At 71.1% G+C, this 26,640-nt stretch carries 23 protein-coding genes and 2 pseudogenes; 15 read left to right on the top strand and 10 right to left on the bottom strand.

Annotated elements, in window-relative coordinates:
• A complete protein-coding gene (locus BLV39_RS43090; RefSeq protein ID WP_239083801.1) occupies positions 1 to 1,551 on the bottom strand; it encodes a serine/threonine-protein kinase in 1,551 nt (516 codons plus the stop codon).
• A gap of 172 nt (positions 1,552 to 1,723) precedes the next feature.
• Here BLV39_RS43090 and BLV39_RS21365 point away from each other — a divergent pair, with 172 nt between their 5' ends.
• From BLV39_RS21365 to BLV39_RS21380, 4 genes are read left to right on the top strand one after another with little or no spacing between them, the layout of a single operon-like run.
• A complete protein-coding gene (locus BLV39_RS21365) occupies positions 1,724 to 2,014 on the top strand; it encodes a hypothetical protein (protein WP_090795485.1) in 291 nt (96 codons plus the stop codon).
• A 42-nt stretch (positions 2,015 to 2,056) separates the two neighbouring features.
• The gene (locus BLV39_RS21370) at positions 2,057 to 2,830 is read left to right on the top strand and encodes a hypothetical protein (protein ID WP_090795490.1); all 774 of its coding nucleotides are present in this window, start codon (positions 2,057 to 2,059) and stop codon (positions 2,828 to 2,830) included.
• A 23-nt stretch (positions 2,831 to 2,853) separates the two neighbouring features.
• Positions 2,854 to 3,339: a cupin domain-containing protein gene (locus BLV39_RS21375; protein ID WP_090795494.1), complete on the top strand. Its 486-nt coding sequence runs from the start codon at positions 2,854 to 2,856 to the stop codon at positions 3,337 to 3,339.
• Complete coding sequence (locus BLV39_RS21380) at positions 3,339 to 4,517, top strand: threonine synthase (protein WP_090795497.1); 1,179 nt, start codon at positions 3,339 to 3,341, stop codon at positions 4,515 to 4,517. The genes BLV39_RS21375 and BLV39_RS21380 overlap by 1 nt, the downstream gene beginning before the upstream one ends.
• Here the strand turns inward: BLV39_RS21380 and BLV39_RS21385 are convergent.
• Both BLV39_RS21385 and BLV39_RS21390 read right to left on the bottom strand, forming a co-directional pair.
• The gene (locus BLV39_RS21385) at positions 4,503 to 5,405 is read right to left on the bottom strand and encodes a GlxA family transcriptional regulator (protein ID WP_090795503.1); all 903 of its coding nucleotides are present in this window, start codon (positions 5,403 to 5,405) and stop codon (positions 4,503 to 4,505) included. The genes BLV39_RS21380 and BLV39_RS21385 overlap by 15 nt on opposite strands.
• Before the next feature lie 10 nt (positions 5,406 to 5,415).
• Positions 5,416 to 6,000, bottom strand: coding sequence for a cysteine hydrolase family protein (locus BLV39_RS21390; protein WP_090795506.1), 585 nt, complete (start codon positions 5,998 to 6,000; stop codon positions 5,416 to 5,418).
• Positions 6,001 to 6,136: 136 nt separating this feature from the next.
• Between BLV39_RS21390 and BLV39_RS21395 the strand changes: the two genes are divergently transcribed.
• The 3 genes from BLV39_RS21395 to BLV39_RS21405 are packed head-to-tail and all read left to right on the top strand — an operon-like array spanning position 6,137 to position 9,953.
• Positions 6,137 to 7,795: an NAD(P)/FAD-dependent oxidoreductase gene (locus BLV39_RS21395; protein ID WP_090795510.1), complete on the top strand. Its 1,659-nt coding sequence runs from the start codon at positions 6,137 to 6,139 to the stop codon at positions 7,793 to 7,795.
• Entirely contained in the window at positions 7,792 to 9,279 is a 1,488-nt protein-coding gene (locus BLV39_RS21400) for an ATP-binding protein (RefSeq protein WP_090795514.1), read from the top strand. Before BLV39_RS21395 ends, BLV39_RS21400 begins: the two co-directional genes overlap by 4 nt.
• Entirely contained in the window at positions 9,276 to 9,953 is a 678-nt protein-coding gene (locus BLV39_RS21405) for an HAD family hydrolase (RefSeq protein WP_090795518.1), read from the top strand. The genes BLV39_RS21400 and BLV39_RS21405 overlap by 4 nt, the downstream gene beginning before the upstream one ends.
• Before the next feature lie 8 nt (positions 9,954 to 9,961).
• Here the strand turns inward: BLV39_RS21405 and srmL are convergent, their stop codons facing one another.
• The 6 genes and pseudogenes from srmL to BLV39_RS21430 form a co-directional block, all read right to left on the bottom strand.
• Complete coding sequence (gene srmL, locus BLV39_RS21410) at positions 9,962 to 11,053, bottom strand: PheS-related mystery ligase SrmL (RefSeq protein ID WP_090795521.1); 1,092 nt, start codon at positions 11,051 to 11,053, stop codon at positions 9,962 to 9,964.
• 533 nt (positions 11,054 to 11,586) lie between these two features.
• Positions 11,587 to 11,766: pseudogene (locus tag BLV39_RS45325) on the bottom strand (Clp protease N-terminal domain-containing protein); the annotation flags it as partial.
• 168 nt (positions 11,767 to 11,934) lie between these two features.
• A pseudogene (locus BLV39_RS45330) lies at positions 11,935 to 12,165 on the bottom strand (Clp protease N-terminal domain-containing protein); the annotation flags it as partial.
• Positions 12,165 to 12,401: a helix-turn-helix domain-containing protein gene (locus BLV39_RS21420; RefSeq protein ID WP_089248094.1), complete on the bottom strand. Its 237-nt coding sequence runs from the start codon at positions 12,399 to 12,401 to the stop codon at positions 12,165 to 12,167. The pseudogene BLV39_RS45330 and the gene BLV39_RS21420, both read right to left, overlap by 1 nt.
• A 31-nt stretch (positions 12,402 to 12,432) precedes the next feature.
• On the bottom strand, positions 12,433 to 13,230 hold the full coding sequence (locus tag BLV39_RS21425) for an ArsR/SmtB family transcription factor (protein WP_090795528.1): 798 nt from the start codon (positions 13,228 to 13,230) through the stop codon (positions 12,433 to 12,435).
• Positions 13,231 to 13,406: 176 nt separating this feature from the next.
• Positions 13,407 to 14,330 (bottom strand): DUF1295 domain-containing protein, encoded by a 924-nt coding sequence (locus BLV39_RS21430; protein ID WP_239083800.1) that lies wholly within the window; start codon positions 14,328 to 14,330, stop codon positions 13,407 to 13,409.
• Positions 14,331 to 14,863: 533 nt separating this feature from the next.
• Here BLV39_RS21430 and BLV39_RS21440 point away from each other — a divergent pair.
• The 8 genes from BLV39_RS21440 (at position 14,864) to BLV39_RS21475 (ending at position 25,649) form a co-directional block, all read left to right on the top strand.
• Positions 14,864 to 15,418, top strand: a complete 555-nt coding sequence (locus BLV39_RS21440; RefSeq protein ID WP_090795539.1) for a hypothetical protein — start codon at positions 14,864 to 14,866, stop codon at positions 15,416 to 15,418.
• Positions 15,419 to 15,541: 123 nt separating this feature from the next.
• Complete coding sequence (locus BLV39_RS21445; RefSeq protein ID WP_090795543.1) at positions 15,542 to 16,498, top strand: diacylglycerol/lipid kinase family protein; 957 nt, start codon at positions 15,542 to 15,544, stop codon at positions 16,496 to 16,498.
• A gap of 19 nt (positions 16,499 to 16,517) precedes the next feature.
• Positions 16,518 to 17,519 carry a YihY/virulence factor BrkB family protein gene (locus tag BLV39_RS21450; RefSeq protein WP_090795546.1) on the top strand — a complete coding sequence of 334 codons (1,002 nt, stop codon included), beginning with the start codon at positions 16,518 to 16,520 and terminating at the stop codon, positions 17,517 to 17,519.
• A 10-nt stretch (positions 17,520 to 17,529) separates the two neighbouring features.
• Entirely contained in the window at positions 17,530 to 19,029 is a 1,500-nt protein-coding gene (locus BLV39_RS21455) for a phosphatase PAP2 family protein (protein ID WP_090795549.1), read from the top strand.
• Positions 18,974 to 19,771 (top strand): endonuclease/exonuclease/phosphatase family protein, encoded by a 798-nt coding sequence (locus BLV39_RS21460; protein ID WP_239083799.1) that lies wholly within the window; start codon positions 18,974 to 18,976, stop codon positions 19,769 to 19,771. Before BLV39_RS21455 ends, BLV39_RS21460 begins: the two co-directional genes overlap by 56 nt.
• A gap of 21 nt (positions 19,772 to 19,792) precedes the next feature.
• Positions 19,793 to 20,323 (top strand): GNAT family N-acetyltransferase, encoded by a 531-nt coding sequence (locus tag BLV39_RS21465; protein ID WP_090795552.1) that lies wholly within the window; start codon positions 19,793 to 19,795, stop codon positions 20,321 to 20,323.
• Positions 20,324 to 20,418: 95 nt separating this feature from the next.
• Positions 20,419 to 23,436 carry a glycoside hydrolase family 9 protein gene (locus tag BLV39_RS21470; RefSeq protein ID WP_090795556.1) on the top strand — a complete coding sequence of 1,006 codons (3,018 nt, stop codon included), beginning with the start codon at positions 20,419 to 20,421 and terminating at the stop codon, positions 23,434 to 23,436.
• Entirely contained in the window at positions 23,433 to 25,649 is a 2,217-nt protein-coding gene (locus BLV39_RS21475; protein WP_090797645.1) for a rhamnogalacturonan lyase family protein, read from the top strand. The genes BLV39_RS21470 and BLV39_RS21475 overlap by 4 nt, the downstream gene beginning before the upstream one ends.
• Here the strand turns inward: BLV39_RS21475 and BLV39_RS21480 are convergent.
• Positions 25,637 to 26,623 (bottom strand): LLM class flavin-dependent oxidoreductase, encoded by a 987-nt coding sequence (locus BLV39_RS21480; protein ID WP_090795560.1) that lies wholly within the window; start codon positions 26,621 to 26,623, stop codon positions 25,637 to 25,639. The genes BLV39_RS21475 and BLV39_RS21480 overlap by 13 nt on opposite strands.
• Positions 26,624 to 26,640 lie beyond the last annotated feature (17 nt).

Here is a 26,640-nt window from a genome sequence, read left to right on the forward strand (position 1 = left end):
TCAGATCAGGCTCGGCACGCCGTTGCGGCAGACGAGGCTCGCGCTCAGGCCGAGCACCGTGATGGTTGCCCGGTCCTGCGGGCCGGAGGCGTGCTCGGCCGGTGAGACCACCTCGACCTGGTCGCCGACGCAGCGCGCGTCGACGGTGATGCCGAGCAGTCCGAGCTCGATGGTCCGGCCGGGCGTCGGGCCGGGGTTGGCTGTGGGCTCGGTTCCCGGGTCGTCGGGGTCGTCCGGGTCCTGGTCCGAACCCGAGCCCGGCTGGCGGGTCGCTTCCGGCGCGCTGCCCCCGCCCGGTCCGCCCGTGCCCGTGTTGCCTGACCCGGATCCCTGGCCGAGGTCGCCGCCGGTCGGAGCGGTCACGGCCGGGTTCGTCGTCGGCGGTGTGCTGCCCGGCGTGGGGGAGGCGGTGACGGCCGGCGTCCCGGTGCCGGTGGCGTCCGCGCTGGCGCCGGGGTCGTCGTCCGGCATCACCAGAGCGGCCACCACGGCACCGGCGACCAGCACCGCGCCGGCGGCGGCGAGCAGGGCCGTGCGGCGGCGGTCGGGGCGGCGGACCGGCTTGGCCGAGACCGGCACCACCTCGGTGGTCAGCTCCGGATCGACCGTGGGCCGGGCGGCGTCGAGCACGTCGTCGGCGACGGGTGCGGCGGCCGCGGCGTCGGTGGGCACGTCCATCGAAACGACCAGGCCGGCCAGCGCGGGGTCCACGTCCTGCGGCGGCGGCACGATCCCGGCGGCCGTGGCCAGCACCGTTGCCACCTCGGCGGCGCCTGGCCGGTCGGCGGGCTCCTTGGCCAGACACCGGTCGCAGATCTCGTTGACCTCGGACGGGATGTCGTCCAGCGGCGGCAGCAGTTCGGGCTCGACGTACACGTGCGCGTCGAGCATTTGGGTCGTGGTGTCGGCCAGCCAGGGCAGCCGGTTGGTCAGCGCGCGGTAGATCAGCAGGCCCAGCGCGTAGACGTCGGACGCCGGGGAGACCTGGCCCAGGGTGAGCCGCTCGGGCGCCAGATAGGCGGGGGTGCCGAGCAACAGCCCGTCGGCCTCGAGCTCGTCACGGCCGACGACGGCGGCGATGCCGAAGTCGACGACCTTGGCGCCGGACGGGGTCAGCATCACGTTGGACGGTTTAACGTCCCGGTGCACCAGGTCCTGGGCGTGCGCGGCGGCCAGGGCGGCGGCGACCTCAGAAAGGATCCGCAGTGCCACCCGGGGCGGCAGGGGACCGTCTTCGAGGCGCTGCGCGAGCGTGCGGCCGGGCAGCAGTTCCATCACGACGTATGGGACCTTGGCGCCGTCGTCGTCGGTGGCCTCGCCGTAGTCGAAGACGCCGGTCACGTGCGGGTGCCAGAGCCGGGCGGCGGCCCGGGCCTCGGCGCGGATGCGCTGACGGGCGGCGTCGGTGACGGCGTGCCGGGTGGCGAGCACCTTGACCGCCACCGGCCGTTGCAGCACGAGATCGTGCGCGCGCCAGACGACGGACATGCCACCGGCGCCGAGTCGATCATCGAGCCGGTAGCGCCCGTCGAGGACCTGTTCGGTGCGCACCCGCACAGCTTGCCAACAACGCTCCGAAATGGCATCCCGGCGACGGGACCGCTATCGACGGCCGTGATGACCGGATCGTGCCGGCTTGGGACGGACAATGTAGGTTGGCCAGGTGCATCGCGACGTGCTGACCCGGCCACCCCGCCGAGTCGTGCGCGGTTCTGTGACGGTTATGACGGGTTTGGCCGCTTTGGCGCTAGCCGTAGGCATCGGCGTGTCGGCGATCGCCACGCCGGCCGCGGCTGCCGCCCCGGTCCCGTCCGCGCCGGCGAGCGCGCCCGCCGAGGCCGGCTCCGCGACCACCCAGCGGCCTTCGGCCCGCACCGAGCGCGTCGTGCCGGCCTGGCCCCTGGCGGAGGCGACGGAGGCGCCGACCCCGGTCCGCACGGTCCGGCCCGCGTCCGCCCACCCCGAGCAGACCGCACCCCGCGCCCCACCGGCTGACGACGGCACCGCCCGCTGACCCGTCGTCCCCTCCAAGCCCCAAACCGGTGAGGTTTTCCCCGTGCAAACGGTCCTTGAGCTCTTCTACGTCGGCGTGCCCCGCGCCGCGGCCATCTGGTCGATCCTGCTGTGCCTCGCGCTGTTCTCGGTCACGGGCCTGCAACTGGTCGGTCCGCGCGGACCTCGGCGCCCCGGCGTGCGTACCCGGCTGCGGGCCGCCCGGATCCGTCGGGAGCGGCGCGCCACGGCGGCTGCCGAGGTCGTCCGGTTCGCGGGCGAGGTCGGCGTCGCGGCCGACCGCGCCGACGCCACCGCCCGGCGGAGGCACGAGGGCTGGCTGACCGCACAGGAGGCGGCGGAGCGGGCCTGGACCGCGTTCGAGTCCGCCGACCAGACCGCGAGCCGGATGGCCCGGGCCGCGCTGCTGCCGGCCCCGGCCACCCCGCAGACACCGACGGAGTACGCGGAGCGCGAGCAATGGCTGCACCGCGCGGTGATGTCCGCGTGTGCCCACAATGAACTGTCCGTATTGGACCTCAACGACGCGCTGGCTCACCGCAACGGCTGGGACCCGCGCCGGCACCCCGTGGAGCAGGAGGCCGTGCTGCGCCGGGCGATCCGCGACACGCTGCGCGCCGCCGAGCGAACCGCCGCCCGCGAGGAGCGGATCGCCTGGGAGGCGGCCGAGTCCGCGGCGGCGGCGGCGCGTAGCCTGCGGGCCGAAGCCATCGCCGCCAACGAGCGGGCGCGCGGCGTGCGGCACCTGGTGCGGCCGGACGCCACGGCCGGCGCGGAACATCGGCGGCACTGGCTGCGTACCGCCGTCGCTCGGTAATCGTCGACCAGGAGGAGCAACGAGTGTCCTATCCGGATCCGACCTACTTCGGTGACACCGGCGAGGTGTCCGGTGCGTTCCGCCCGGCAGGTGCGGAAATCGACTTGCGGTTCGCGGCCGGTGGCGGGGCCAGCTATCTGGCGACCGGCGCGGCCACGGACGGGCGGTTCGGGCTCTACCGCTGGGACATGCCGGCGACGCCCACCGGGCCGGGACCCCACTTCCACCGCACGATCTCGGAGTCGTTCTTCGTGCTCTCGGGCACCGTGCGCCTCTACGACGGCGACGCCTGGCGGGACGCCGACGCCGGCGACTTCCTCTACGTGCCGCCGGGCGGCATCCACGCGTTCCGCAACGAGTCCGGCGAGCCCGCCTCGATGCTGCTGCTGTTCGCGCCCGGCGCGCCCCGGGAGGGCTACTTCGAGGGGATCCGCGAACTGGCCTCGATGACCGAGGACGAGAAGGCGGACTTCTACCTGCGGCACGACAACATCTGGGTCGAGGGCTGATGTTCCTCACTCACCTCTCCTGCCCCCGATGCGGCGCCGAGCACGACTCGGAGGCGCTGACCAACCTTTGTTCGTGCGGCTCGCCGCTGCTGGCCCGCTATGACCTCGACGCGGTGCGGGCCGCGGTCACGCCCGCCTCGCTGGCCGGCCGGAGCGCGGATCTCTGGCGCTACCGGGAACTGTTGCCGGTGCGCGACAACACGCACCGGGTGACGCTGGGGGAGGGCTGGACCCCACTGTGGTCGGCCGACCGCTTCGGCGCCGCGATCGGGCTGGATCGGTTGCTGGTCAAGGACGAGGGCCTCGTGCCGACGGGCTCGTTCAAGGCTCGCGGTGCCGCGGTCGGCGTCTCCCGGGCCCGTGAGCTCGGCGCTCGCCACGTCGCCATGCCCACCAACGGCAACGCGGGTGCGGCGTGGGCGACGTACGCGGCGCGGGGTGGTCTGCGCTCGACGATCGCGATGCCACTGGGCGCACCGATGATCACGCGCAACGAGGTCATCGCCGCCGGCGGTGAGCTGATCCTGGTCGACGGGCTGATCGGCGACGCCGGGAAGCTGATCGCGGAGGTGGTCGCTTCCTCCGCCGGCGACGTCTTCGACGCCGGCACGCTGCGCGAGCCCTACCGGCTCGAAGGCAAGAAGACGATGGGGTACGAGATCTGCGAGCAGCTCGGCTGGCGCGTACCCGATGTGATCATCTATCCGACCGGAGGCGGGGTCGGGCTGATCGGCATCCACAAGGCGCTGGGTGAGCTCCGGGAACTGGGCTGGATCGGCGACAAGGTGCCGCGGCTGGTGGCGGTGCAGTCGACCGGCTGCGCCCCGATCGTGCGGGCGTTCGAGGCCGGCGAACGGCGGGTCTCGCCGTGGCCCGACGCGCGTACGGTCGCGTTCGGCATCACCGTGCCGGCGCCGCTCGGCGACGAGCTGATCCTCGACGCGCTCGCCGACACAGGTGGCACCGCGATCGCGGTGGACGACGCCGAGATCCTGGCCGACCTGCGGGCTTTTGGTGCTGCCGAAGGGCTGCTGCTGTGCCCGGAGGGCGCCGCCTGTCTGACGGCCGCCCGTCTCCTGCGCTCCAGCGGCTGGCTCGCGTCGACCGACGAGGTGGTCGTGCTCAACACCGGTGCCGGCATCAAGTATCCCGAGACCGTCGGCTCAGCGGGCGCGTAGCCGGCGGAGCATCCGGGCGTCTTCGAAACCGACCGCGCGGGCGGCCGCCTGCGTCGTGCTGCCGTGGCCGATCAGGTGTTCGGCCCGTTCCAGGCGCAGGGCCTGCTGGTAGCCCAGCGGGGTCAGCCCGGTCGCCCGACTGAACTGCCTGGTCAGGGTTCGCTCGCTGACGCCGCCCTCGCCGGCCAGGTCGGCCAGGAGCAGGCGCTCCGCGTACCGCTGGTCGATCAGGTCCTGGATCCTGTGCACCGCGTCGCTGAGGTGGCCGCGGTGCCGGAGCATCGCGCTGCTCTGCTGCTCGTCGCCGTTGCGGCGGGCGTAGACGACCATCTCGCGGGCGATCTGGGCCGCGGCCGCCGGGCCGTGCCGCACGGCGATGAGATGGAGTGCCAGGTCGATGCCGCTGGCGATGCCGGCCGACGTGACCACCCGGCCGTCGACCACATAGAGCACGTCGCGTACGACCGTCGCCCGCCGGTAGCGCCGGGCCAACTCGTCCTGCAACGCGTGGTGGGTCGTGCAGCGGCGCCCGTCGAGCAGGCCGGCCCGGCCGAGCACGTCGGCGCCGGAGCAGACACTCGCGACGGTGCCGCCCGCGCGGTGGTGCGCCGCCACCCAGTCCAGCGTTCGCTGCTCGAGCTGGCCGGTGCCACGCAGCGTCGGTGAGCGCCAACCGGGCACGACGAGCAGGTCGGTCGGGGCCAGCGCGGGCAGTTCCGGGTCGGCGTGCACCGGCAGGCCCTGCGCGGTCGGCACCTCGGCCTGCTCGGAGACGTAGGCCAGCGCGTAGTCGTGGCCGAGGTCGCGGGCGGTGGAGAACACCTGCGCGGGCCCGGCCAGGTCGAGCAGATGGAGGCCGGGCACGAGCAGGAAACCGACGGTGGTCATGATCTGGTCATCATGCCTTGGTCACCTCCGCGACGGTACGCACGGTGGCGAACCGGCCGTCCAGGACCCGCTCGGTGCGCTCGACGATCGCCTCGACGCCGAGCGTGCGAGGGTCGGCCAGGATCTCCTCGACGGTCGCGTCGACGGCATCGCGGTGTGGGATGGGGAAGGTCAGCGTCGCGTCGGTGACGAACGTGACGGCGTACCCCAGATCGCCTCCGACCCTGGCCGTGGTCTCGACGCACTGCTCGGTGCGGATGCCGCAGACGGTCAGGTCGAAGATCCGCCGCTCCATCAGGAACTGGCCGGCGTTGGTGGTGGTGAAGACGTTGTGGGAGGTCTTGATCAAGGTGGGCTCGTCCTCGCGCGGCGGCTGCAGGCCGTCGAGCAGGCGGACGTGGCCGTTGGCCGGGTCGAAGACGCCCTTCGTGCCGGGCTCGCTGTGCAGCACCCAGATCACGAGATCGCCGTTGGCGCGGAAATAGTCGACCAGGCTGTTGACGTTGGGTACGAAGTCGGGGTTGGAGCCGGCCCGCCAGATCTCCCGCTGGTGGAACGACTCTTGGGCGTCGATGACGAACAGTGCGCGGTTCATACCCCGATCGTCGTCGTGCGACGGGTCGTCGCGTAAGGCCGGATCGAGTCCCTAGGCGGACGGATCTGGTCACCACCGCCCGGCTCTGTCCACAGGCAGCGTCAGCTTTGTCCCCGCTAGTGCTTTGATTGGTGTCATGGCGAATCCGGCGATCCTCACCGTTGACGACGACCTTGCCGTCTCCCGGGCCGTCGCCCGTGACGTGCGGCGTCAATACGGCGACCGCTATCGGGTCGTCCGCGCCAACTCGGGTTCCGAGGCGCTCGAAGCGCTCAAGGAGATCAAGTTGCGCGGCGACCAGGTGGCCGTGCTGCTCGCCGACTTCCGCATGCCGCACATGAACGGCATCGAGTTCCTCGAAGCGGCGATGGACCTGTTCCCGCGCGCCCGGCGGGTGCTGCTGACCGCCTACGCCGACACCGACGCCGCGATCGACGCGATAAACCGGGTCGACCTCGACCACTACCTGCTCAAGCCGTGGAACCCCCCGGAGGAGAAGCTCTACCCGGTGCTCGACTCGCTGCTCGACGCGTGGACCACCACGCCCGAGGCGACCGCGAGCGTCACCCGGGTGGTCGGCCACCGCTGGTCCGCGCCGTCGTTCAAGGTCCGCGACTTCCTGGCCCGCAACCTGGTGCCCTACCGGTGGTATCTGTCCGACGAGCCCGAGGGTGCCCGGCTCCTGGCCGCGGCCGGTGTCACCGAGGCCGACGTGCCGCTGGTGATCACCCCCGAGGGCAAGTCGATGGTCCAGCCCTCCGAGACCGACCTGGCCACCCACGTCGGGCTGTCCACCACCCCGGCCAAGGAGTTCTACGACCTGGTGGTGGTCGGCGCCGGCCCGGCCGGGCTCGGCGCGGCCGTCTACGGCGCGTCCGAAGGGCTGCGCACGCTGCTCGTCGAGCGGCGCGCCACCGGCGGGCAGGCCGGCCAGAGCAGCCGCATCGAAAACTATCTGGGCTTTCCCGACGGGGTGTCCGGCGCACAGCTCGCCGAGCGGGCCCGCCGCCAGGCGGTGCGCTTCGGTGCCGAGCTGCTGACCACCCGCGAGGCGGTCGAGCTCGACGTGCGCGGCGCGACCCGGGTGCTCAAGTTCGGCGACGGCAGCGAGGTCGCGTCGCACGCGGTCGTGCTGGCCACCGGCGTCTCCTACCGGATGCTGGAGGCACCCGGGCTGTCCGACTACCGGGGCCGGGGCGTCTTCTACGGCTCGGCTGCCACCGAGGCGCCGAGCTGTTCCGGGCAAGAGGTCTACATCGTCGGCGGTGCCAACTCGGCCGGCCAGGCGGCGGTCTACTTCTCCCGCTACGCCCAGCGGGTGCACGTGCTGATCCGGGGCGAGAGCCTGGTCCGCACGATGTCCCGCTATCTGATCGACCAGATCGAGAGCCACGAGAACATCGAGGTGCATCCTTTTACGGAGATCGCCGAGGCCTCCGGAGACGAGCACCTCGAGCAACTGGTGCTCCGCGACGCCCGCGACGGGGAGAGCCGTTCCGTCGACACCTCGTGGCTGTTCATCTTCATCGGCGCCGAGCCGCGCACCGACTGGCTCGACGGGGTGATCACCCGTGATCGCCACGGTTTCGTGATCACCGGCCCTGACCTGATCGCGGGTGGCAACCGCCCGGTCGGCTGGACCATGCCGCGCGATCCCTACCACCTCGAATGCAGTGTCCCCGGCGTGTTCGCCGCGGGCGACGTCCGCTCCGACTCGGTCAAGCGGGTGGCATCGGCGGTCGGCGAGGGCGCGATGGCGATCTCCCTGGTGCACCGTTATCTGGAGGCGCAATGAGCACCGAACTCGCCGGTCACGCCGAGGGCGACCGGCTCTCCCCCGCGGAGCTGCGCAAGCTGTTCCTGTTCGAGAAGCTCGACGCCGAGCAGCTCGACTTCCTGGCCAGCCACGGCGCGGTCGAGCACTACTCGGGCGGCAGCTACGTCTATCGCGAGGGCGAAGAGGCGACCTGCTTCTACGTGCTGCTCAGCGGCACCGTCGCGCTGAACCGCACCGTCCGCGGTGACGAGATCGAGACGACCCGCACCGACCAGGTCGGCGCCTATGCCGGTGCCACCCAGGCCTACATCGAGCGGATCCCGCAGATCTACCTCAACAGCATGGTCGCGATCTCCGACGTGGCGGTCTACCAGCTACCGGCCGACGAGCTGGCCAGGTCGCTGCGCGACTGGTTCCCGATGGCGATGCACCTGCTCGAAGGCCTGTTCTTCGGCATGCGTTCGATGCAGACGATGGTCAGCGAGCGCGAGCGGCTCCTGGCCCTGGGCTCGCTGTCGGCCGGCCTGACCCACGAGCTCAACAACCCCGCCGCGGCGGCCGTCCGCGCGACCTCGGTGCTGCGCACCCGGGTCACCGGCATGCGTCACAAGCTGGCCATGATCGCCGACGGGCGGGTCGACGGCACGCGACTGCACAAGCTGGTCAACCTCCAGGAAGAGGCGATCAAGCGGGCGGCGAGCGCGCCGGAGCTGACGCCGATGCAGACCAGCGACGCCGAGGACGAGGTCGGCGAGTGGCTGGAGGACCACGACATCACGGGCGCCTGGGACATCGCGCCGACGCTGGTCTCCGGTGCGATAGACACACCGTGGCTGGCCACCGTGCGCGACGAGATCGGCCCCGACAACTTCGAGAACGCGTTGCGCTGGCTGGTCTACACGCTCGACACCGAGCAGCTGATGACCGAGATCGACGACTCGGTCACCCGCATCTCGTCGCTGGTCGCGGCGGCCAAGCAATACTCACAGCTCGACCGGGCGCCGCACCAGACGGTCAACGTGCACGAGCTGCTGCACGCCACGCTGGTGATGCTGCACGCCAAGTTCCCGCCCGGCATCAAGCTGGTCAAGGAATATGACCGTTCGCTGCCCGAGATCCCCGCGTACGCCGCCGAGCTCAACCAGGTGTGGACCAACCTGATCGACAACGCGATCGGCGCGATGGGCGAGACCGGCACGCTGACCGTCCGCACCTGGCGCGAGGACGACAACGTGGTGGTCTCGATCGGCGACACCGGCCCGGGCATCCCCGACGACGTCCGACCGCGGATCTTCGAGCCGTTCTTCACGACCAAGCCAGTCGGCGAGGGCACGGGGCTCGGGCTCGACATCTCCTACCGGATCGTGGTCAACAAGCACCACGGCGACATCCGGGTCGACTCGAAGCCGGGCGAGACCTGGTTCCACGTGCTGCTGCCGATGGACCCTGACGAGCCGGCCACCCGGCAGGACCCGGTCGCGCTGGCCGACGGCATCGAGTGAGCCACATCCTCTTCGACTTCTTCGGCACGCTGGTCGACTACGACGACGGCCACGCCCGGGCGCCGGTCCGGACGGCGGCCTTCGTCAGCTCGCTCGGTCAACCGATGTCGGCCGACGAGTTCACCGCACGGTGGGACGAGGTCTGGATGGCGTGGGAGGCGCGCTGCGCGCCCACGCGCCTGGAGTTCTCGATGCTCGACGTGGCGCGCTCGTTCCTGCCGTCGGCGTCGCCCGACGAGATCTCGGCCTTCGTCTCGGTCTACATCGCGGAGTGGAACGCGGGCGTGCGCTACCTGCCGGGTCTTTATGAGCTGCTCTTGTCGCTGTCCCAGCGGCACCGGCTGGCGGTCGTGTCCAACACGCACGAGCCCGACCTGGTGCCGTTCCACCTGGCCGCGATGGGGGTTGCCGGCCTGGTGGAGACGGTGGTGACCTCCGTCGAAGTGGGGGTGCGCAAGCCTTCCCCGGAGATCTACTCGTCAGCGCTCGGCCGGCTCGGCATTCCGGCGTCGTCGGCGGTGTTCGTCGGCGACAACCCGTCCGCGGACTACTTCGGGCCGCTGGCGGCGGGGATGCGGGCGGCTTTCCTGATCGACCCGGCGGCACGGCACACTGCCGTACCGCCGGCCCATCGCTTGTCCTCGGTCTTCGACCTGCCGTCGGTGCTGGCCTAGCTTTTGGTCTAACGGGCGGTCCATTCGTGCGCGGTGCCCTCGTGCAGGGCCTCGTAGACCCGGTCGCGGATGGTGTTCGCCTCTACTGTGGACAGAGTGCGGGTCAGGTCGCGGAGCACGAGCCGCAGCAGCACGTTCTTCTGGCCCTTCCTCAGGCCCATCCTTTCGCGGGCGGAGTCGGGGAGGTCGGCGTAGCCGGTCTCGCTCCGGACCTCGATCTCCTCGACGGCTGAGGCGTCGTCGCCGAGGACGGCACGGACCCGGTCGCCGAGCTGCTCGGCGTCGGCGTCCTCGGCGACGGCCAGGGACAGGTCGCGGCTGGTGGGCGGCATTCCCGAGACCGGGTGGTACGGGCTCAGGTCGTGCATCTGTCCCGCCACCCGTGGGTCGGTGGCGCGCAACAGGCGGATGTCGTCGATTCCCTTGACCAGCATGGTGATCCGATCGAGGCCAAGCCCCATCGCGAGGCCGGTCTTGGTCTCTGGCAGGCCGCTGCCGCGGAGCACCTCGGGGTGCGCGCGGCCACACTCGCCGATCTCGACGCCATCGACGTAGATCTCGCGCCCGTCCAGCGTGTAGGGATGCTGGCTGGGCGGCGTCTCGATGCGCTTGCCAGGGAGCACCGCGGCGACGACCTGCTCGATCATCGTGTTCAGGTCGTCCGTGGTGAGCCGTCGCTGGTCACTGATGCGCCAAAGGTCAAGCTGGTGAGGCTCGCCGACATGCTGCCGATCGATGGCGTCGCGTCGGTAGCACATGCCAGGCACACTGAGCACGACGTCGTTCTCGGTGAGCTGGTCGAGCAAGGCGGGGATCCTTGCGGTGGTGTGCGACCGCAGCATCCGGTCTTGGTCCACGTAGCGGCTGTACCGCCGATCGCGCGTAACGGCGGCGTCGTCATACCGCAAACGGTCGTAATTGTCGGCGATCGTGACGATGCGGTCTCCCGGGTCGCGTCGGACTGGGATGCCCCAGGTGTTGGCCAGGGCGCGCTCGATGCGGTCGACCACGTGTTGTACTGCGTGCTCGCCGGCGGCGGGGTCGGTGAGATCACGGCGGGCCAGGGCGGCCTCGAGCTGGGCAGGGGTCAGGTAGGTCATGGCTGGTGAGGTCCTCACGGGAGCAGGGAGACGGAAATGAGAAACCCCCGGTTGAACCGGGGGTTTTCTCGTGGTCTCCCGCACCCACGAGGGGCGCGACTGAGATCAGCGCACGACAGAACACCCACCGGTCACCCGGGGGCAGCTAAATCGCATCGCCACAAGCCTCACCCACCCAGTGTAAGCCGAACCACGACCATTTTCCGAGCGCTCACCTCCTCCGCGCCGGGGTGACTCTCTGTCGTGGCCGCTCCGACGTGCCGGTCCTGTGGTGCGCGCGCTGATATCCCGGTGCCGTGATGGTCGTGCCGTTGTGGCAGGGTCGCGGGGCCGTGCCGTCTTTTGCCGTGCCCGCGCCGCGGGACCGCGCCGTTCGGCCGAGCGGCCCGCGGCCCGACCAGGGGAGCGGACGCGCTGCGCACGCTCGCCGTGGTCGAGGCCGCCCGCGTTCGCCGCACCAGTGCGGGCCGAGCCGTTTCGGCCCGGCCCGCGTCGGCCACAGTTAGTCAGGCGGCGGCCCGTAGCTCGGCCTCGATCCGGCGGCGCAGGTCGTCGACCTCGATGCCGGATTCGGTCAGGACCAGCACGCCGAGGCCTTCGCCTTCGCGGATCAGGCCCAGTAGCACGTGCTCGGTGCCGATGTGCTTTTGCTTGAGCCGGAGCGCCTCGCGCAGCGACAACTCCAGGACCTTCTTGGCGCGCGGGGAGAACGGGCCACCGGCCAGGTGCCGGCGGCGGCGGAAGCCGAACAGCCCGCGGGAGTGCGCCCGGGTCGGTGGCCGCAGCGCGCCTTTGCCGAAGGATGCTTCGACCGCCTTGCGTACCGCCTCCAGATCGATCCCGATCTGCCTTAGTGCCTCGGCGTCCGCGTCCCCGAGCGCCCGTGGCCCGCGGCCGACGTGCGTCTCGATGCGGGTGCGCATGTCGTCGGCGCTGACGCCGGCCTCGCGCAACACCCGCCCGGCGATGCCGCCGCCGGCGCCCTCGGGATTGTCGTCGAGCATCGCGAGGAGCAGATGCTCGGTGCCGACCTTGTCGTGCCGCAGCGCGTGCGACTCGGCCACAGCCCCCTTGACCACTGATCGCGCCCGGTCGGTGAACCGCTCGAACATCACGCCTCCTGTGACGGTCGCACGACGGGACGCCCGGCGTGCTTCTTGTGTACCGCCTGCCGGCTCACTTCGAGCGCGGCGGCGATGTCCTGCCACGACCAGCCCTGCGCACGCGCGTTGTCGACCTGCACCGTCTCCAGACTTTCCAGGAGTCGGCGTAGGGCCAACACGGCGCGTAGGCCGACCTTGGGATCGGTGCTGCTAGCGGCCGCGGCTAGGTCCACTGCCTGAGTCATGATGTCAATTTACGTTGACGCGGAGGATCTGTCAACTCGGGTTGACAAGGTGCAGTGGGTCGCCGGTCTCGACAAGAGACTTGAGGCTGGCGATGATCTGCGGCCAGCCGGTGTTGATGGCGCTGAGCACGGCGCTGTCCGGCGCGAAGCCGTCGTGGATCACCGTCAGTTTGACCGCGTCGCCGGCCGGCTCGAGCTCGAAGGTCACTGTGGACCGTGGCTCGGCGGCGAAGGTGGCGCGGTCGGCCTCCGCTATGCCGGACGCCTTGGCCCAGTCGTCGGTGAAGGTGTGCCAGGCGTACGACAGTCTGGTGTAGGGCTGCGACGCGATGACCACCTGCTCGGGGTCGGCGATCCGCGCGCCTTCCGCGTGCCACACCATGGGCGAGCCGGCAGTCCAGTCGGTCTCGAACTCGACCCCCCAGTAGCGCCTCGTGAAGGCCGGGTCGGTCAGCGCCTGCCACAGTCGCTCCGGCGTCGTGTTGATGTACGTGGTGTAGACGAACTCGGGCCTGCTCATCGGCGTCTGCTCCAATGCGGTCTTGAGGTCGGCGAGGGCCTGCGCGCGTTGGCGGTCGTACCGGCTGATCCATCGGTCGGCGATCGCGTTGACCGGCGCGGCGTTGAGGTAGTGCAGCTTTTCGCGGCCGCGGCGGACCGTCGTGACGAGCTCGGCGGTCTCGAGCACGGCGAGGTGCTTGCTGACCGACTGTCGGGCCATATCGAGGCCCGCGCAGAGCTCGCGCAGCGTCTGGCCGTTGCGCGCGTTCAGCGAGTCGAGCAGCTCGCGGCGGCTCGGGTCGGCCAATGCCTTGAACACCAGATCCACTGGGACTCTCACCTCACATGCAGCCATCTGGCTGCCCTTTATGCTTCGAACGATAGGCAGCCGAATGGCTGCGAGTCAAGCCCGCCAAAAAGTGTCGTACGTACGTTCTAATCTGCTCACATGGATATCGAGCTGGCCACCAGGGGTGGCGAAGGCGGTCCGTGGGGCGATGGTCCTCAGTGGTGTTCGGTGGCGTTCGGGGTGGTGAGCTGACCGTGCGGTCCACGCAGTCGGGGCAGCAGCGCCGGCACCTCGCGCATGTGGTCGGCATAGCCGCTGCGGCGCTCCAGCGACCGCCGGTCCATCAGCGGAATGCTCGCGGCCTTGAAGAGCACCACCATGGCGACGGGACCGACCACCGTCCACCACCAGCTCGGCGCGGCGGCCAGGCCGAAGAGCCACAGGCCCCACCACAGGGCGATCTCACCGAGATAGTTGGGATGGCGCGTGCGCCGCCATACGCCGGTCGCCAGAATGCGGCCGCGGTTTGTCGCCGCGGCCGCGAAGCGGTGCAGTTGCACGTCCGCCGCGGCTTCCAACGCGATCGCACCGGCGGTGACCAGCGTGGCGATTACATCGAGCACACCGAAGGGACGTGAGCCGGCGAGGGCGGGCCATACCGAAAGCAGGCCGAGATAGACCACGACTGTGGGCATGAGCTGGATGCCGCCGAGGTTGACCAGCCACCACGGCACCCGGCCACGGGTCACCCGCAGTTGGTCGTAGCGCCAGTCGACCTTGTGCAGGCCCATCCAGCCGTAGGCCCAGTTTCCCGTGAGCCGCACGGCCCAGACGGTGATGAGCCCTACGACGAGCACCTGCCGCACCGCGTCGCCGCTGCCCGCGACGACGACCCACCATGCGGCGACGACGGGTGGGGCGACGCTCCAGTACGGGTCGTAGAGGCTCGCGTTGTCGAACGCCATCGACACTGCGAAGACGACGAGCGTGGCGACCACATCGGCGACGAACGCGGCCAGCAAGGGATGCCAGGAAGGAGGCGCAGCGACGATCACGACCCAGGCGGAGCCAAGAGCGAGCAGATAAGTGCCGAGCACGACCACCATCGACCGGGTCCGCGAAACAACACGCCTGTCCACGCAAACGCCTCCCGTCGCCAGATCGCGATCATCGCACCGGCCGCGACCACACACCAGGCCCGAACCAGCGAGCAGCCGGCGCAGCCAGGGCCGCGGGCGGAGGCCGCGCTGTGGGTGGAGGCCGCGCTGTGGGCGGACGCCGCGCTGTGGGCGGACGCTGCGCTGCGTTGCGGAGGCCACCCTGTGGGCGGAGGCTGCGTTGCGGAGGCTGCGCTGTGGGCGGAGGCTGCGCTGCGCCGCGGGGAGGGCTGCACTGCGGAGGCCGCGCTGCGAGCGGACGCCGCGGGGGAGGGCTGCGCTGCGGCGGAGGCCGCGCTGCGAGCGGACGCCGCGGGGGAGGGCTGCGCTGCGGCGGAGGCCGGGCTGCGGGCGGACGCTGCGGCAGAGGCTGCGGTGTGGTGGAGGCAGCGTCGCAGACGTGGCCGGCGCCCGCGGAGCGAGCGGCCGCGCGTTCTGGCGGCGGGTTCGTGGCTGGCCCGGTAACGTCGGACGAGTTGCTGTGGATGCCGGCGCCAGCTCGGGGGTGAGCGGATATGGCCGACAGCAAAGTCCTCTCCGATCGGCTTCTGTCCCGTTCTGTGGTCACCGCGACCATCGACGCACCGATCGAGCAGGTCGACATCGCGGACTGGCTGTTGCATCTGCCGGACGCCGAGTACCAGCGGTGTGCGCCGCCTGATCACAAGGCTGCCGGCTACACCACGACCGACGACGGGCGGCCGATGTCGATCAACGTGGAGATGATCGGTGACGGACTGGTGGTGCAGCACTACGTGGTCGAGATCGCTGAGCCGGCGCACTGCCACCTGGTCTCGCTCTCCGACGTGCTCACGCCCCAGGGCTGGACGACCACCCAGGTGATCTGGGACCTGCGTGCCGAGCCGGTCGACGATGACACCTGTACCTACACGAACACGGTGACCAGCCATCCGACCAGCGAGTTCATGACGTTCCTCGACAAGCTCGGCGTCCCGTTCGACACGGCCGCTGCGGCGCGGCAGGACGCGTCTGCCGCGCACAACCGGCTCGAGACGCCGCACTACGCGGCGAGCATCGGGCGGCGGGCCAGGGGCGCCCCGAACACCTGACGCCCTGCCCCGCTCCGGACCGACTCATACCGGAAAGTGGGGATGGGCACCCGAAGGGAGTTCGGGTCGCCGAAACCGTTGCCGTCCTGCACACTTTGCTGCGTGGGGGTCAGCCGTTCCGGGATGCGCTCGGCCGTCGTGGTCAATCCGGCCAAGCTGGACGACGCTGACGACCTGCGCTCGGCCCTGCGCAAGGCCCTGGAGAAGGCGGGCTGGCCAGCGCCGCAGTGGTACGAGACGACCGTCGAGGATCCGGGCCGGGGGCAGAGTCGGGCCGCGGTCGAGGCCGGCGCCGAGGTTGTGTTCGCGTACGGCGGCGACGGCACCATCATGGCCTGCGCCTCAGGGCTGGTCGGCACCGAGACGGCGTTGGCCGTCCTGCCCAGCGGCACCGGCAACCTGCTCGCCGCCAACCTGGGCCTCTCCGGCGACCTGCCGGCCGGCATCGCGGTCGCGGTCGAGGGTGGGCGTCGGCGGCTCGACCTGGGGCTGGTCAAGGGGCGCGACGAGAAGCGCTACTTCACCGTCATGGCCGGCATGGGGTTCGACGCACAGATGCTCGGGTCGACCTCCGAGTCGACCAAGGCGCGGATCGGCTGGCCCGCGTACATCTTCGGTGGTCTCAAGCACCTGCGTGATCGGCCGATGCGGATCTCCGTGCGGATCGACGACCGGCCTCCGATGCGGCGGCGGGCGCGGTCGGTGCTGGTCGCCAACGTCGGCCGCCTCCAGGGCGGCGTGCGGCTGTTCAAGGAGGCCGAGCCCGACGACGGCTGGCTCGACATCGCCATCCTCACCCCGCGCACCGTCGGGCACTGGGCCGCGCTGAGCTGGGCCCTGCTGCGCCGGCGTGGGCGAGTGCCGCGGATGGAGACCTACCGGGGCCACCGGGTGCAGGTCACCAGCAACCGGCCGCAGCCGCGGCAGCTCGACGGGGACGTCATTCCGGCGGCCAAGACCTTGCGGGTCGAGGTGCAGCCTCGGGCGATCTGGCTCTGTGTGCCGCGTCCGGCGGACGACGACGACCTCGCCCACGACGCCGGCGCGGTCTCGGCACGTGCTAAACGGCTGGTGGGATGACAGGCAGGGGAGTGGGGGCATGAGTTCGACCCGGATCGTTCCGGAGACCCGGCTGATGTCCGCCGAGCAGCTCACCGCCGACGACGCCTGGCACACCCTGCAAAGGCACGGTGGCTGGCATTTGGTGCGCGATGCGTTCGTCCGGCTGCGCTACGGCGACGGGTTCAGCCACGCCCGGGCCTTCGCGTTTCAGCTCTGCCTCGCCGTCGTCCCTTTTCTCATCGCGCTCACCGGTCTGACCACGGACCTCGGGGTCGAGGCCGGCGGGAGGGTCGTCGCCGACACCGTGATCGCGCTGACCCCCGGCGCCAGCGTCGACGTGGTGCGCGAGCTGCTGACCGACGACGAGCGCACCGAGGACGCCGGGGAGTTGGCGCTGGCGCTCGGGTTGATCACCGGGCTGGTCGCGCTGACCATGGCGATGTCGCAGGTGGAGCGGGGTGCCAACCGGATCTACGGCGTCGAGCGGGATCGCCCCGCTCACCGAAAGTACCTGCGGGCGGCCGTGCTCGCCGTCGCCGCCGGCCTGCCGATGTTCCTCGGCTTCCTGCTGCTCGTCGCCGGGGGGCCGATCGGTGACTCGGTGCAACGCCAGTACGGGTGGGGTGGCTGGGTCCACGACCTGTTCGACGTGATCCGGTGGCCGATCTCGCTCGCGCTGACCGTGTTCGCGATCGCCGTGTTGTTCCGGCACGCGCCGCGCCGTAGCCAGCCGGCGCTGTCCTGGCTGCTGTTCGGCGCCGGCATCACCACCGTGCTCTGGATCGTCGCCAGCCTGCTGCTCGCCCTCTACGTGTCGCTGGCCGAGAGCTTCAACCAGACGTACGGCGCGCTGACCGGGATCATGGCGCTGCTGCTCTGGGCCAACCTGACCGGGGTGGCGTTCTTCTTCGGGCTCGCCTTCACCGCGCAGCTCGAAGGGATGCGAGTCGGTGCGCCCGAGCCCGCCGAGCCCGACCTGTGGAAGCCGCTCGAGCAGCGTCGCTCCGACGAGGGTGTGCACGAGACGACTTCCGGGTAACGAACGCCGCATGACGGTCGGCACAGACTCCCGCGACACGGAAGCCCGCATACCGCGTCGTACGCTCGAGCACTTCACCGCGCGCAGCCTCGTCGGCCTGATCATGGTCGTCGTCGCCGGCATCGCGTTCGGTGTGCTGCTCGCGCTGGTCCGCTTCCGGTTCGGGCCGCTCTACGACCTCGACCACGGCGTGGCCGAGTCCGTCAACGGGTACGTGGCCGACCACGAAGGTCTCCTCGACGTCATACGGTTCGTCACCGGCCTCGGCGGCGGGCTCAAGGTGTGGGTGGTCAGCCTCGCCGTCGCCGTGCTGCTGATCCGCCGCCGCGCCCGGCTCGCCGTCTTCGTGATCGTCTCCGGGCTCGGCGCCCTTGCCCTGGAGCCGACGATCAAGCTGCTGGTGGGCCGGCTGCGCCCGGTGGTCGACGTGCCGGTCGCCCACGCGCCCGGCAACAGCTTCCCCAGTGGACACTCGCTCGGCTCGTTCGTCGTCTACGGCTCGCTGCTGCTGGTCTTCCTGCCCGCCGTCTCGAAGCGGTGGCGGCCCCTGGTGATCACCGCTGTCGCGACCCTGGTCACCGTCATCGGCCTCAGCCGGATCGCGCTCGGCGTGCACTTCGTCTCGGACGTGCTCGCCGGCTGGCTGCTCGGCGCCGCCTGGCTCGGCATCACGTTGTACGCCTTCCGCCTCTGGCGCCGCGAGGAACACCGCCGCGAGCCCACGCTCACCGAGGGCCTGGAGCCCGAAGCCGCAGACGACCTCGAGCCGGCACCGGCCGAAAGCAAAGTGCTCCCGCACCCCTGGGTGGAGACCGCCGAGATCCTGGTCGGCTGGGTCCTCGTGCTCGGCGCGCTGTTCGGGTTCGGCATCTGGGCGAGCTACCACGCCGACGGCACCGTGCTGGCGGCCCTCGACACCGGGGTGCCGCGCTGGTTCGCCGAGCACCGCACGCCGATGCTCGACGGCTGGAGCCACGTCGCGAGCAAGGCCGGTGACACCCACACGATCCTCGCCGTGTCGCTCGTCTTCTGCACGCTCGTCGTGGCACGCTGGCGGCAATGGCGGCCGATCCTGTTCCTCGCGCTGGTGATGGTCGGCGAGTTGACGCTCTTCCTGGCATCGGCCGCCGCGGTCGATCGCCCGCGCCCCGACGTGCCGCACCTCGACCAGAACCTGCCGACAGCGGCGTTCCCGAGCGGGCACATCGCCGCGACGCTGTGCCTGTGGACGACGATCGCGCTGATCGTGCTGGCCCGCACCGACCGCTGGTGGCGCTGGCTCACCGTCGTCGCCGCCGTGGTGATGCCGCTCGTCGTCACCACCTCCCGGTTCTATCGGGGCATGCACCATCCCAGCGACCTGATGGGCGCGATGCTGCTGACCGCGCTCTGGATCGGCCTCCTCTACGTGATCGTGCGCCCGAACGCCGAGGCGGTGGTCGCGGATGCGGGTGATGACCTACAACATCAAAACAGGGGGGTACGACGGTTCGCGCGGGACGCGGCTTGAGGCCATCGCGGAGGTGATCGGGTCGGCCCTGCCGGACGTGGTCGCCCTCCAGGAGCTACGCGGTGACTCCGGGCCCTGGCTCGCCGAGCGCCTCGGCATGCGGATGATCCGGGCCCGCTCCTCGTGGGGCCAGCCGGTGGCGGTGCTCGTGGGTCCGGAGTGGACCGTCCTGACCGCCGGCAGCGTCGCCCGCCCGTTCCACCACGCCGCCGCCCGGGTCGAGCTCGCCACCCTCGGTGGGCCGCTCACCGTCTTCTCCGCCCACCTGCACCCGCACTGGGGCTGGCGCCGTCTCCACGAGGCCCGCTGGCTGGTGAACGCCGTCGGGCGTACCCGGCAGGCGTTGGTGCTCGGTGACCTCAACACCCTCGACCCGTGGACCGACCACCAGGAGCGGCTGGCCGCGCTCCCGGCGGCGTACCGGGTCCGCCACCTCCGCTGGCGCCCGCTCGGCCGCGCGCGGAGCGAACGTGACGTCTCCACCGTGGCGCGCGTCGACACCCGCGCGGTCGCGGCCCTCGACGCCGCCGGCCTGGTCGACGTCTTCCGCGCGGTCGGCGACGGTCCCGCCGAGACGGCTCCGACCGCCCTGGGCGGTGCCGAGTTCTCCGGCATGCGACTGGACTACCTCTTCGCCACCCCCGCGCTGGTCGACCGCCTCCGCTCCTGCCACATCGTGCGCACGCCGGCCGCCGACCGGGCCAGCGACCACTACCCGGTGATAGCGGAAATCGACCTCTGAACGGGGTTGTAGCCTGCGCGCATGACAGACGCGTGGCCTCCCGCTCCGATCAGGACCGAGCGGCTCACGCTCCGTGAGTCGCAGGCCCGCGACCGTGCGGCGTTCATCGAGCTGCTCGGCTCGCCGGAGGTCGGCGCCTACGTCGGTGGCCCGCGGCCGCGGGACGAGCTCGAACGCACGCCCGAGGTGCCCGGCCGGCGCCCAGGGGCGTTCGTCGTCGAGCTAGCCGGAGCGATGATCGGCACGGTCATGCTCGAGCGGCGCGACATCGGGCCTCCAAGCAGGGTCCGTCCCGAGGCCGGAGAGGTCGATCTCGGCTACCTGTTCCTGCCGAAGGCGTGGGGGAGCGGGTATGCCGCCGAGGCCTGCGCGGCGGCGCTCGAGTGGTTCGCCGGCGCGTTTCCGGGCGAGTCGGTGGTGCTCTGCACCCAGACCGCCAACATCAGTTCGATGCGCCTCGCGGCGAAGCTCGGGTTCGTCGAGGTAGAGCGGTTCGAGGCGTGGGACGCCGAGCAGTGGTTCGGCATGTGGTCCCCGGGCACGCTCTCCTAGCCAGCCCATGACGACATTGACAGTGCTGAAACCCGATGGCAACATGGGAGCGCTTCCAAGGATGACTGTCTATCTCTCAGGGGAAGGGACGGCCCGTGACCCGCCAGGCCCGCACCGCCGCCGCCACCGTCGTCGTGCTCGTCGCCGCCGGCCTCGTCGGCACGGCCGCACCCGCGGCCGCCGCTCCCGTCGAGCACATCACCAACGGGACCTTCGACGCCGGAACCAGCACCTGGTGGGCGACCGCCAACACCACCCTGGCGGTACGCGACGGCCGGCTCTGCGTCGACGTGCCCGGCGGCACGGCCAACCCCTGGGACGTCGCCATCGGCCACAACGGCATCCCGCTGGCCGACGGCGCCGCGTACACGCTGGCCTTCACCGCCGAAGCGAGCACCGCCACGACCGTCACGGCCAACGTCCAACTCAACGCCGCCCCGTACACCACCGTCCTGTCGACCGCCGTGACACCGGCCGGCGAGGCTGAGACGCACACGTTCACCAGCGGGCTGACCGCCGCCGACGGCACGTTCACGTTCCAGCTCGGCGGCAAGGCCGACCCGTACACCTTCTGCCTCGACGACGTCAGCCTGACCAGCGACACCACCCTGGACCCCGAGCAGATCGAGAACGGCGGCTTCTCCGACGGCTCCGCGGGCTGGTACTCCTACGGCACCACGAGCACGACCGTCGAGAACGGACAGCTCTGCTCCGCGGTGCCCGGTGGGCTGGCCAATCCCTGGGACGGCGGTGTCGGGCAGAACGACGTCCGCCTCACCGCGGGCGCCGCGTACACGCTGAGCTTCGACGCCTCGGCCGACCCGACCGCGACCGTACGTGTGGCTGTCCAACTCGGTGCCGAGCCGTACACCGGCTACTTCAGCCGTGACCTCAGCCTGACCGCGCAACAGAGCCACTACGAGTTCACCTTCACCGCGCCCGACGACACCCCGGCCGGGCAGGTCGCGTTCCAGGTCGGCGGCAACGCGGCCGGCTACGAGCTATGCCTCGACAACGTCTCGCTGCGCGGCGGCGAGCCGGAGCCGCCCTACGTGCCGGACACCGGCCCACGGGTGCGGGTCAACCAGGTCGGCTACCTCCCGGACGGGCCCAAGCGCGCCACCCTCGTCACGGACGCCACCGCGGCGCTGCCCTGGCAGCTCAAGAACAGCGCGGGCACGACCGTCGCCAGCGGCACCACCACACCGCGCGGCGAGGACCCGGCCTCCGGCCAGAACACCCACACCATCGACTTCACCGGGTACGCGACACAGGCGAGCAACCTCACCGTGACCGCGGACGGCGAGACCAGCCACCCGTTCGACGTCACGAGGACGCTCTACGCCCAACTGAGAAGCGATTCGCTCCAGTTCTTCTACATCCAGCGCAGTGGCATCGCGATCGACGGAGGTCTGGTCGGCGAGCAGTACGCCCGACCCGCCGGCCACCTCGGCGTCGCGCCCAACCAGGGCGACACCGACGTGCCGTGCCAGCTCGGCGTCTGCACCTACCGGCTGGACGCGCGCGGCGGCTGGTACGACGCCGGCGACCACGGCAAGTACGTCGTCAACGGCGGCATCGCGACCGCGCAGCTCCTGAGCACGTACGAGCGCACGAAGACCGCGCCGACAGCCAACTTCGGTGCCGCCCTGGCCGACAGCACGCTGCGGGTTCCCGAGCGTGGCAACAAGGTCCCGGACGTCCTCGACGAGGCGCGCTGGGAGCTCGAATGGCTGCTGCGGATGCAGGTGCCGGCCGGCCAACCCCTCGCCGGGATGGCGCACCACAAGCTGCACGACCAGAACTGGACCGGGCTGCCGCTCGCACCGGAGGCCGACCCGCAGCCGCGCGAGCTGCACCCGCCGTCGACCGCCGCCACGCTCAACCTGGCAGCCGCAGCGGCGCAGGGTGCCCGCCTCTGGGCGCCGTACGACGCGGTGTTCGCCAATAGGGCCCTCACGGCGGCCAAGACGGCGTACGCGGCCGCCAAGGCCCACCCCGCCGTCTACGCGAGTGCGAGCGACGGCAACGGCGGCGGTTCCTACAGCGACAACGACGTCACCGACGAGTTCTACTGGGCGGCTTCCGAGCTCTTCCTCACCACCGGCGCAGCCGCCTACCGGACCGACCTGACGGCCTCCCCGCACCACACCAGCGACGTGTTCACCGCGACCGGCTTCGGCTGGGGCAGCACCGCAGCCCTCGGGCGGCTCGATCTCGCGACGGTCCCCAATGGACTCAGCGACAGGGCGCGGGTACGCCAGTCCGTCGTGACAGCCGCCGACGCCTACCTCGCCACCGCTGGGGGACAGGCGTACGGGCTGCCGATGCCGGGCTCGCCCAACGCCTACTTCTGGGGCGCTAACAGCAACATCCTCAACAACGCCGTGGTGCTGGCGACCGCGTACGACCTGACCGGCCAGGCGAAGTACCGCACCGGCGCGATCGAGGCGATGGACTACGTCCTCGGCCGGAACGCGCTCAACCAGTCCTATGTGACCGGTTGGGGTGAGCACGCCTCCGAGAACCAGCACAGCCGGATCTTCGCCAACCAGCTCAACGCCGCGCTGCCGCACCCACCGGCCGGGTCGATCGCCGGCGGCGCCAACGCCAGCCTCGACGACCCGTTCGCCAAGCAGCTCCTCGACGGCTGCGAGCCAATGTTCTGCTACGTCGACGACATCAACTCGTACGCCACCAACGAAGTGGCCGTGAACTGGAACTCGGCCCTGGCCTGGGTGGCCTCGTTCCTCGCTGACCAGGACGCTGCGGCCCCGGCCGCGCTCGCGTGCAAGGTGGTCTACACCGACTACGGCACCTGGCAGGACGGCAAGGGCTTCACCGGCCAGCTCGACATCAGGAACACCGGCACCGCACCGATCAACGGCTGGACCGCCCGGTTCGCGTTCACGGGCGACCAGCAGCTCCGCGAGGCCTGGATGGCCCAGGCGAGCCAGGCCGGCGCCGTGCTGACCGCGCGCAACGAGTCCTACAACGCCCGCATCCAACCGGGAGCCACCGTCATGTTCGGCTTCAACGCCACCCAGTCGTCCTCCTACGCCAACCCCGCGCCGGGCCTGGTGACCGTCAACGGAAGCCGGTGCTCGTCATGAGGAGGACAGCGGTCGTGACGGCGACCGCACTTCTCGGCGCGAGCCTCGCCGTCGCGGTGGGCACAGCCGCCGCGGCGGCGGGGTGCCGGGTCGACTACACGGTTCCCAACGACTGGCAGGGCGGCTTCGGCGCGAACGTCGCCATCACCAACCTTGGTGACCCGATCAACGGGTGGACGCTGACCTGGAGCTTCACCGCCGGGCAGACGGTCACCCAGGCATGGAACGCGACGGTCACCCAGTCCGGTGCCGCCGTCACCGCCCGAGACGCCGGCTACAACGCCAGCCTGCCGACCAACGCGAGCACGGCGTTCGGCTTCAATGGGGCGTGGAGCGGCAGCAACCCGGCACCTACCACGTTCACGCTCAACGGAACGGCCTGCACCGGCGCGACAAACCCGACGACGCCGCCACCCAGCAGCCCGCCACCAAGCACCCCGCCACCGACGACGAACCCGCCACAGGCCGGCGCCAAGCAGGTCGAGGACCTGGACCGCGGCGCCATCAGCGTGAGATCGGGCAGCAACAACCTGGTCTCCTGGCGGCTACTCGGCACCGAGGCGACCAACACCGGCTTCCACGTCTACCGAGGCAGCACCCGGCTGACTTCGACGCCGATCACCGCCAGCACAAACTACCTCGACGCGGGCGCCGCAGCCGACGCGAGCTACACGATCCGCGCGGTCGTCAACGGTGTCGAACAGGCCGCCGGCCCGGCCGCGCTGAGATTCGCCAACGGCTACCTCGACGTGCCGATCCAGCGGCCGGCCGGCGGCAGCACCCCGACCGGCGAGGCCTATACCTACAGCGCCAACGACGCGAGCGTCGGCGACCTGGACGGCGACGGCGACTTCGAGATCGTGCTCAAGTGGGACCCGTCCAACGCCAAGGACAACTCGCAGTCCGGCTACACCGGGCCGGTGTTCGTCGACGCGTACCGCCTCGACGGGACCCGGCTGTGGCGCATCGACCTGGGTCGCAACATCCGCGCGGGAGCGCACTACACCCAGTTCCAGGTGTACGACTACGACGGCGACGGCGCCTCCGAGGTGGCCATGAAGACCGCCGACGGCAGCCGCTCGGGCACGGGCCAGGTCATCGGCAACGTCAACGCCGACTACCGAAACAGCAGCGGCTACGTGCTGTCAGGTCCCGAGTTCCTCACCATGTTCGACGGCCGCACCGGTGGGACCAGGTCCACCGTGGACTACGTGCCGGCCCGCGGCACCGTCTCCAGCTGGGGCGACAGCTACGGCAACCGGGTCGACCGGTTCCTCGCCGGGACCGCCTATCTCGACGGGACCAGGCCGTCGCTGGTGGTCTCCCGTGGCTACTACACCCGCACGGTCATCGTCGCGTACGACTACCGCAACGGCAGCCTCCAGCGGCGCTGGACGTTCGACTCCAACAGCGCGGGTTCGGCGTACGCCGGTCAGGGCAACCACAGCCTCACCATTGGCGACGTGGACGCCGACGGCCGCGACGAGGTCGTGTTCGGCGCGATGGCGATCGACGACAACGGCGCTCCACTGTGGAACACGAGGAACAACCACGGCGACGCGGCCCATCTCGGAGACCTGGACCCGTCCCGCGCGGGCCTCGAGTATTTCAAGGTCTCCGAGGACAGCAGCAAGCCCGCGTCGTGGTTCGCCGACGCCCGCACCGGCCAGGTGCTCTGGTCGACCGCGCCGGCCGGCGACAACGGGCGCGGCGTGGCCGCCGACGTCTACGCGGGCAGCCCCGGGGCCGAGTCCTGGTCGGCCGCCGTCGACGGGCTGCGCTCGACGAGCGGCGCCAACATCGGCCGCAAGCCGTCCAGTGCCAACTTCGTCATCTGGTGGGACGGCGACCCGGTGCGGGAGCTGCTCGACCAGACCCGGATCGACAAGTACGGCACGGGCGGCGACACCCGCCTGCTCACCGGCTCCGGCGTGGCCAGCAACAACGGCACGAAGGCCACCCCGGCCCTGGCCGGCGACATCCTGGGCGACTGGCGCGAGGAGGTGATCTGGCGCACGACGGAGAGCACGGCGCTGCGGATCTACACGACTCCGACGCCGACCGACCGCCGGATCCACACGCTCGCGCACGACCCGCAGTACCGGGTCGCGCTGGCGTGGCAGAACACCGCGTACAACCAGCCGCCCCATCCCAGCTTCTTCATCGGCAACGGGATGGGGCAGCCGGCCCGGCCCAACGTCTACGTGAGCTGACGTGCGAGCTCGAAGGAGCGGATCCGGTCCTCGACGTCGTACACCATGGTGGTGAGCATCAGCTCGTCCGCCTTGGTCGACTCGAGCAGCGCGCCGAGCTGACCGGCGACCGTCGACGGCGAGCCGACCGCCTGCCCGACCAGGCGGTCGGCCATGAAGATCCGCTCCACCTCGGTGTAGGGAACCGCGGCGGCCTCCTCCGGCGTGGCCAGGGGCTGTGGGCGGCCCTGGCGCATACGCAGGAACGACAGCCCCGCCGGCCCCATCAGGTAGCGGGCCCGCTCGTCGGTGTCCGCGACGACGGTGGAGACCGCGACCATCGCGTACGGCTCGTCCAGCCAGCGCGACGGCGTGAACCGGTCCCGGTAGAGCGCCAGCGCCGGCAGCGTGTTCTGGGCGCTGAAGTGGTGTGCGAACGCGAACGGCAGCCCGAGCAGCCCGGCGAGCTGCGCGCTGTAGCCGCTGGAACCGAGCAGCCAGACGTCGGGTGTCAGGCCCGCGCCCGGCGAGGCGACGATCGCGCCCGGGTCGTCCTCGGTGAAGAAGTTGATCAGATTGGCCAGCTCCTGGGGGAACTGCTCCGCGGAGAGCCCTTCGACGGTGCGGCGCAGGGCGAGCGCGGTCGCCTGGTCCGTGCCGGGCGCCCGGCCGATGCCGAGGTCGATCCGGCCCGGGTGCAGCGCGGCCAGGGTGCCGAACTGCTCGGCGACCACCAGCGGGGCGTGGTTGGGCAGCATCACACCGCCGGACCCGACCCGGATCGTCGAGGTGTTGGCCGCCAGGTGGGCCAGCAGCACCGCCGGGGCAGACGAGGCGATGGCCGGCATGTTGTGGTGCTCGGCCACCCAGAAGCGGCGGAAGCCGAGCTCCTCGGTGCGCCGGGCGAGGGCGGTCGTATGGGCGAGTGCCTCACCAGGCGAGCCGTTGGCGGCGACAGGGGCGACATCGAGCACGGAGAGCGGAACGTCGATCACGAACGAAAAACAACGCC

It is taken from the genome of Asanoa ishikariensis (assembly GCF_900107455.1).
Classification (GTDB): domain Bacteria; phylum Actinomycetota; class Actinomycetes; order Mycobacteriales; family Micromonosporaceae; genus Asanoa; species Asanoa ishikariensis.

Excerpts from the sequence above, each read along its gene's own strand:
- BLV39_RS21420 (WP_089248094.1), bottom strand. The coding sequence starts at position 12,401 with ATGACTCAGGCAGTGGACCTAGCCGCGGCCGCTAGCAGCACCGATCCC.
- BLV39_RS21475 (WP_090797645.1), top strand. The coding sequence starts at position 23,433 with ATGAGGAGGACAGCGGTCGTGACGGCGACCGCACTTCTCGGCGCGAGC.
- BLV39_RS21390 (WP_090795506.1), bottom strand. The coding sequence starts at position 6,000 with ATGAACCGCGCACTGTTCGTCATCGACGCCCAAGAGTCGTTCCACCAG.
- BLV39_RS21465 (WP_090795552.1), top strand. The coding sequence starts at position 19,793 with ATGACAGACGCGTGGCCTCCCGCTCCGATCAGGACCGAGCGGCTCACG.
- BLV39_RS21450 (WP_090795546.1), top strand. The coding sequence starts at position 16,518 with ATGAGTTCGACCCGGATCGTTCCGGAGACCCGGCTGATGTCCGCCGAG.
- BLV39_RS21365 (WP_090795485.1), top strand. The coding sequence starts at position 1,724 with ATGACGGGTTTGGCCGCTTTGGCGCTAGCCGTAGGCATCGGCGTGTCG.
- BLV39_RS21395 (WP_090795510.1), top strand. The coding sequence starts at position 6,137 with ATGGCGAATCCGGCGATCCTCACCGTTGACGACGACCTTGCCGTCTCC.
- BLV39_RS21400 (WP_090795514.1), top strand. The coding sequence starts at position 7,792 with ATGAGCACCGAACTCGCCGGTCACGCCGAGGGCGACCGGCTCTCCCCC.
- BLV39_RS21385 (WP_090795503.1), bottom strand. The coding sequence starts at position 5,405 with ATGACCACCGTCGGTTTCCTGCTCGTGCCCGGCCTCCATCTGCTCGAC.
- BLV39_RS21455 (WP_090795549.1), top strand. The coding sequence starts at position 17,530 with ATGACGGTCGGCACAGACTCCCGCGACACGGAAGCCCGCATACCGCGT.
- BLV39_RS21380 (WP_090795497.1), top strand. The coding sequence starts at position 3,339 with ATGTTCCTCACTCACCTCTCCTGCCCCCGATGCGGCGCCGAGCACGAC.
- BLV39_RS21440 (WP_090795539.1), top strand. The coding sequence starts at position 14,864 with ATGGCCGACAGCAAAGTCCTCTCCGATCGGCTTCTGTCCCGTTCTGTG.
- srmL (WP_090795521.1), bottom strand. The coding sequence starts at position 11,053 with ATGACCTACCTGACCCCTGCCCAGCTCGAGGCCGCCCTGGCCCGCCGT.
- BLV39_RS21460 (WP_239083799.1), top strand. The coding sequence starts at position 18,974 with ATGACCTACAACATCAAAACAGGGGGGTACGACGGTTCGCGCGGGACG.
- BLV39_RS21445 (WP_090795543.1), top strand. The coding sequence starts at position 15,542 with ATGCGCTCGGCCGTCGTGGTCAATCCGGCCAAGCTGGACGACGCTGAC.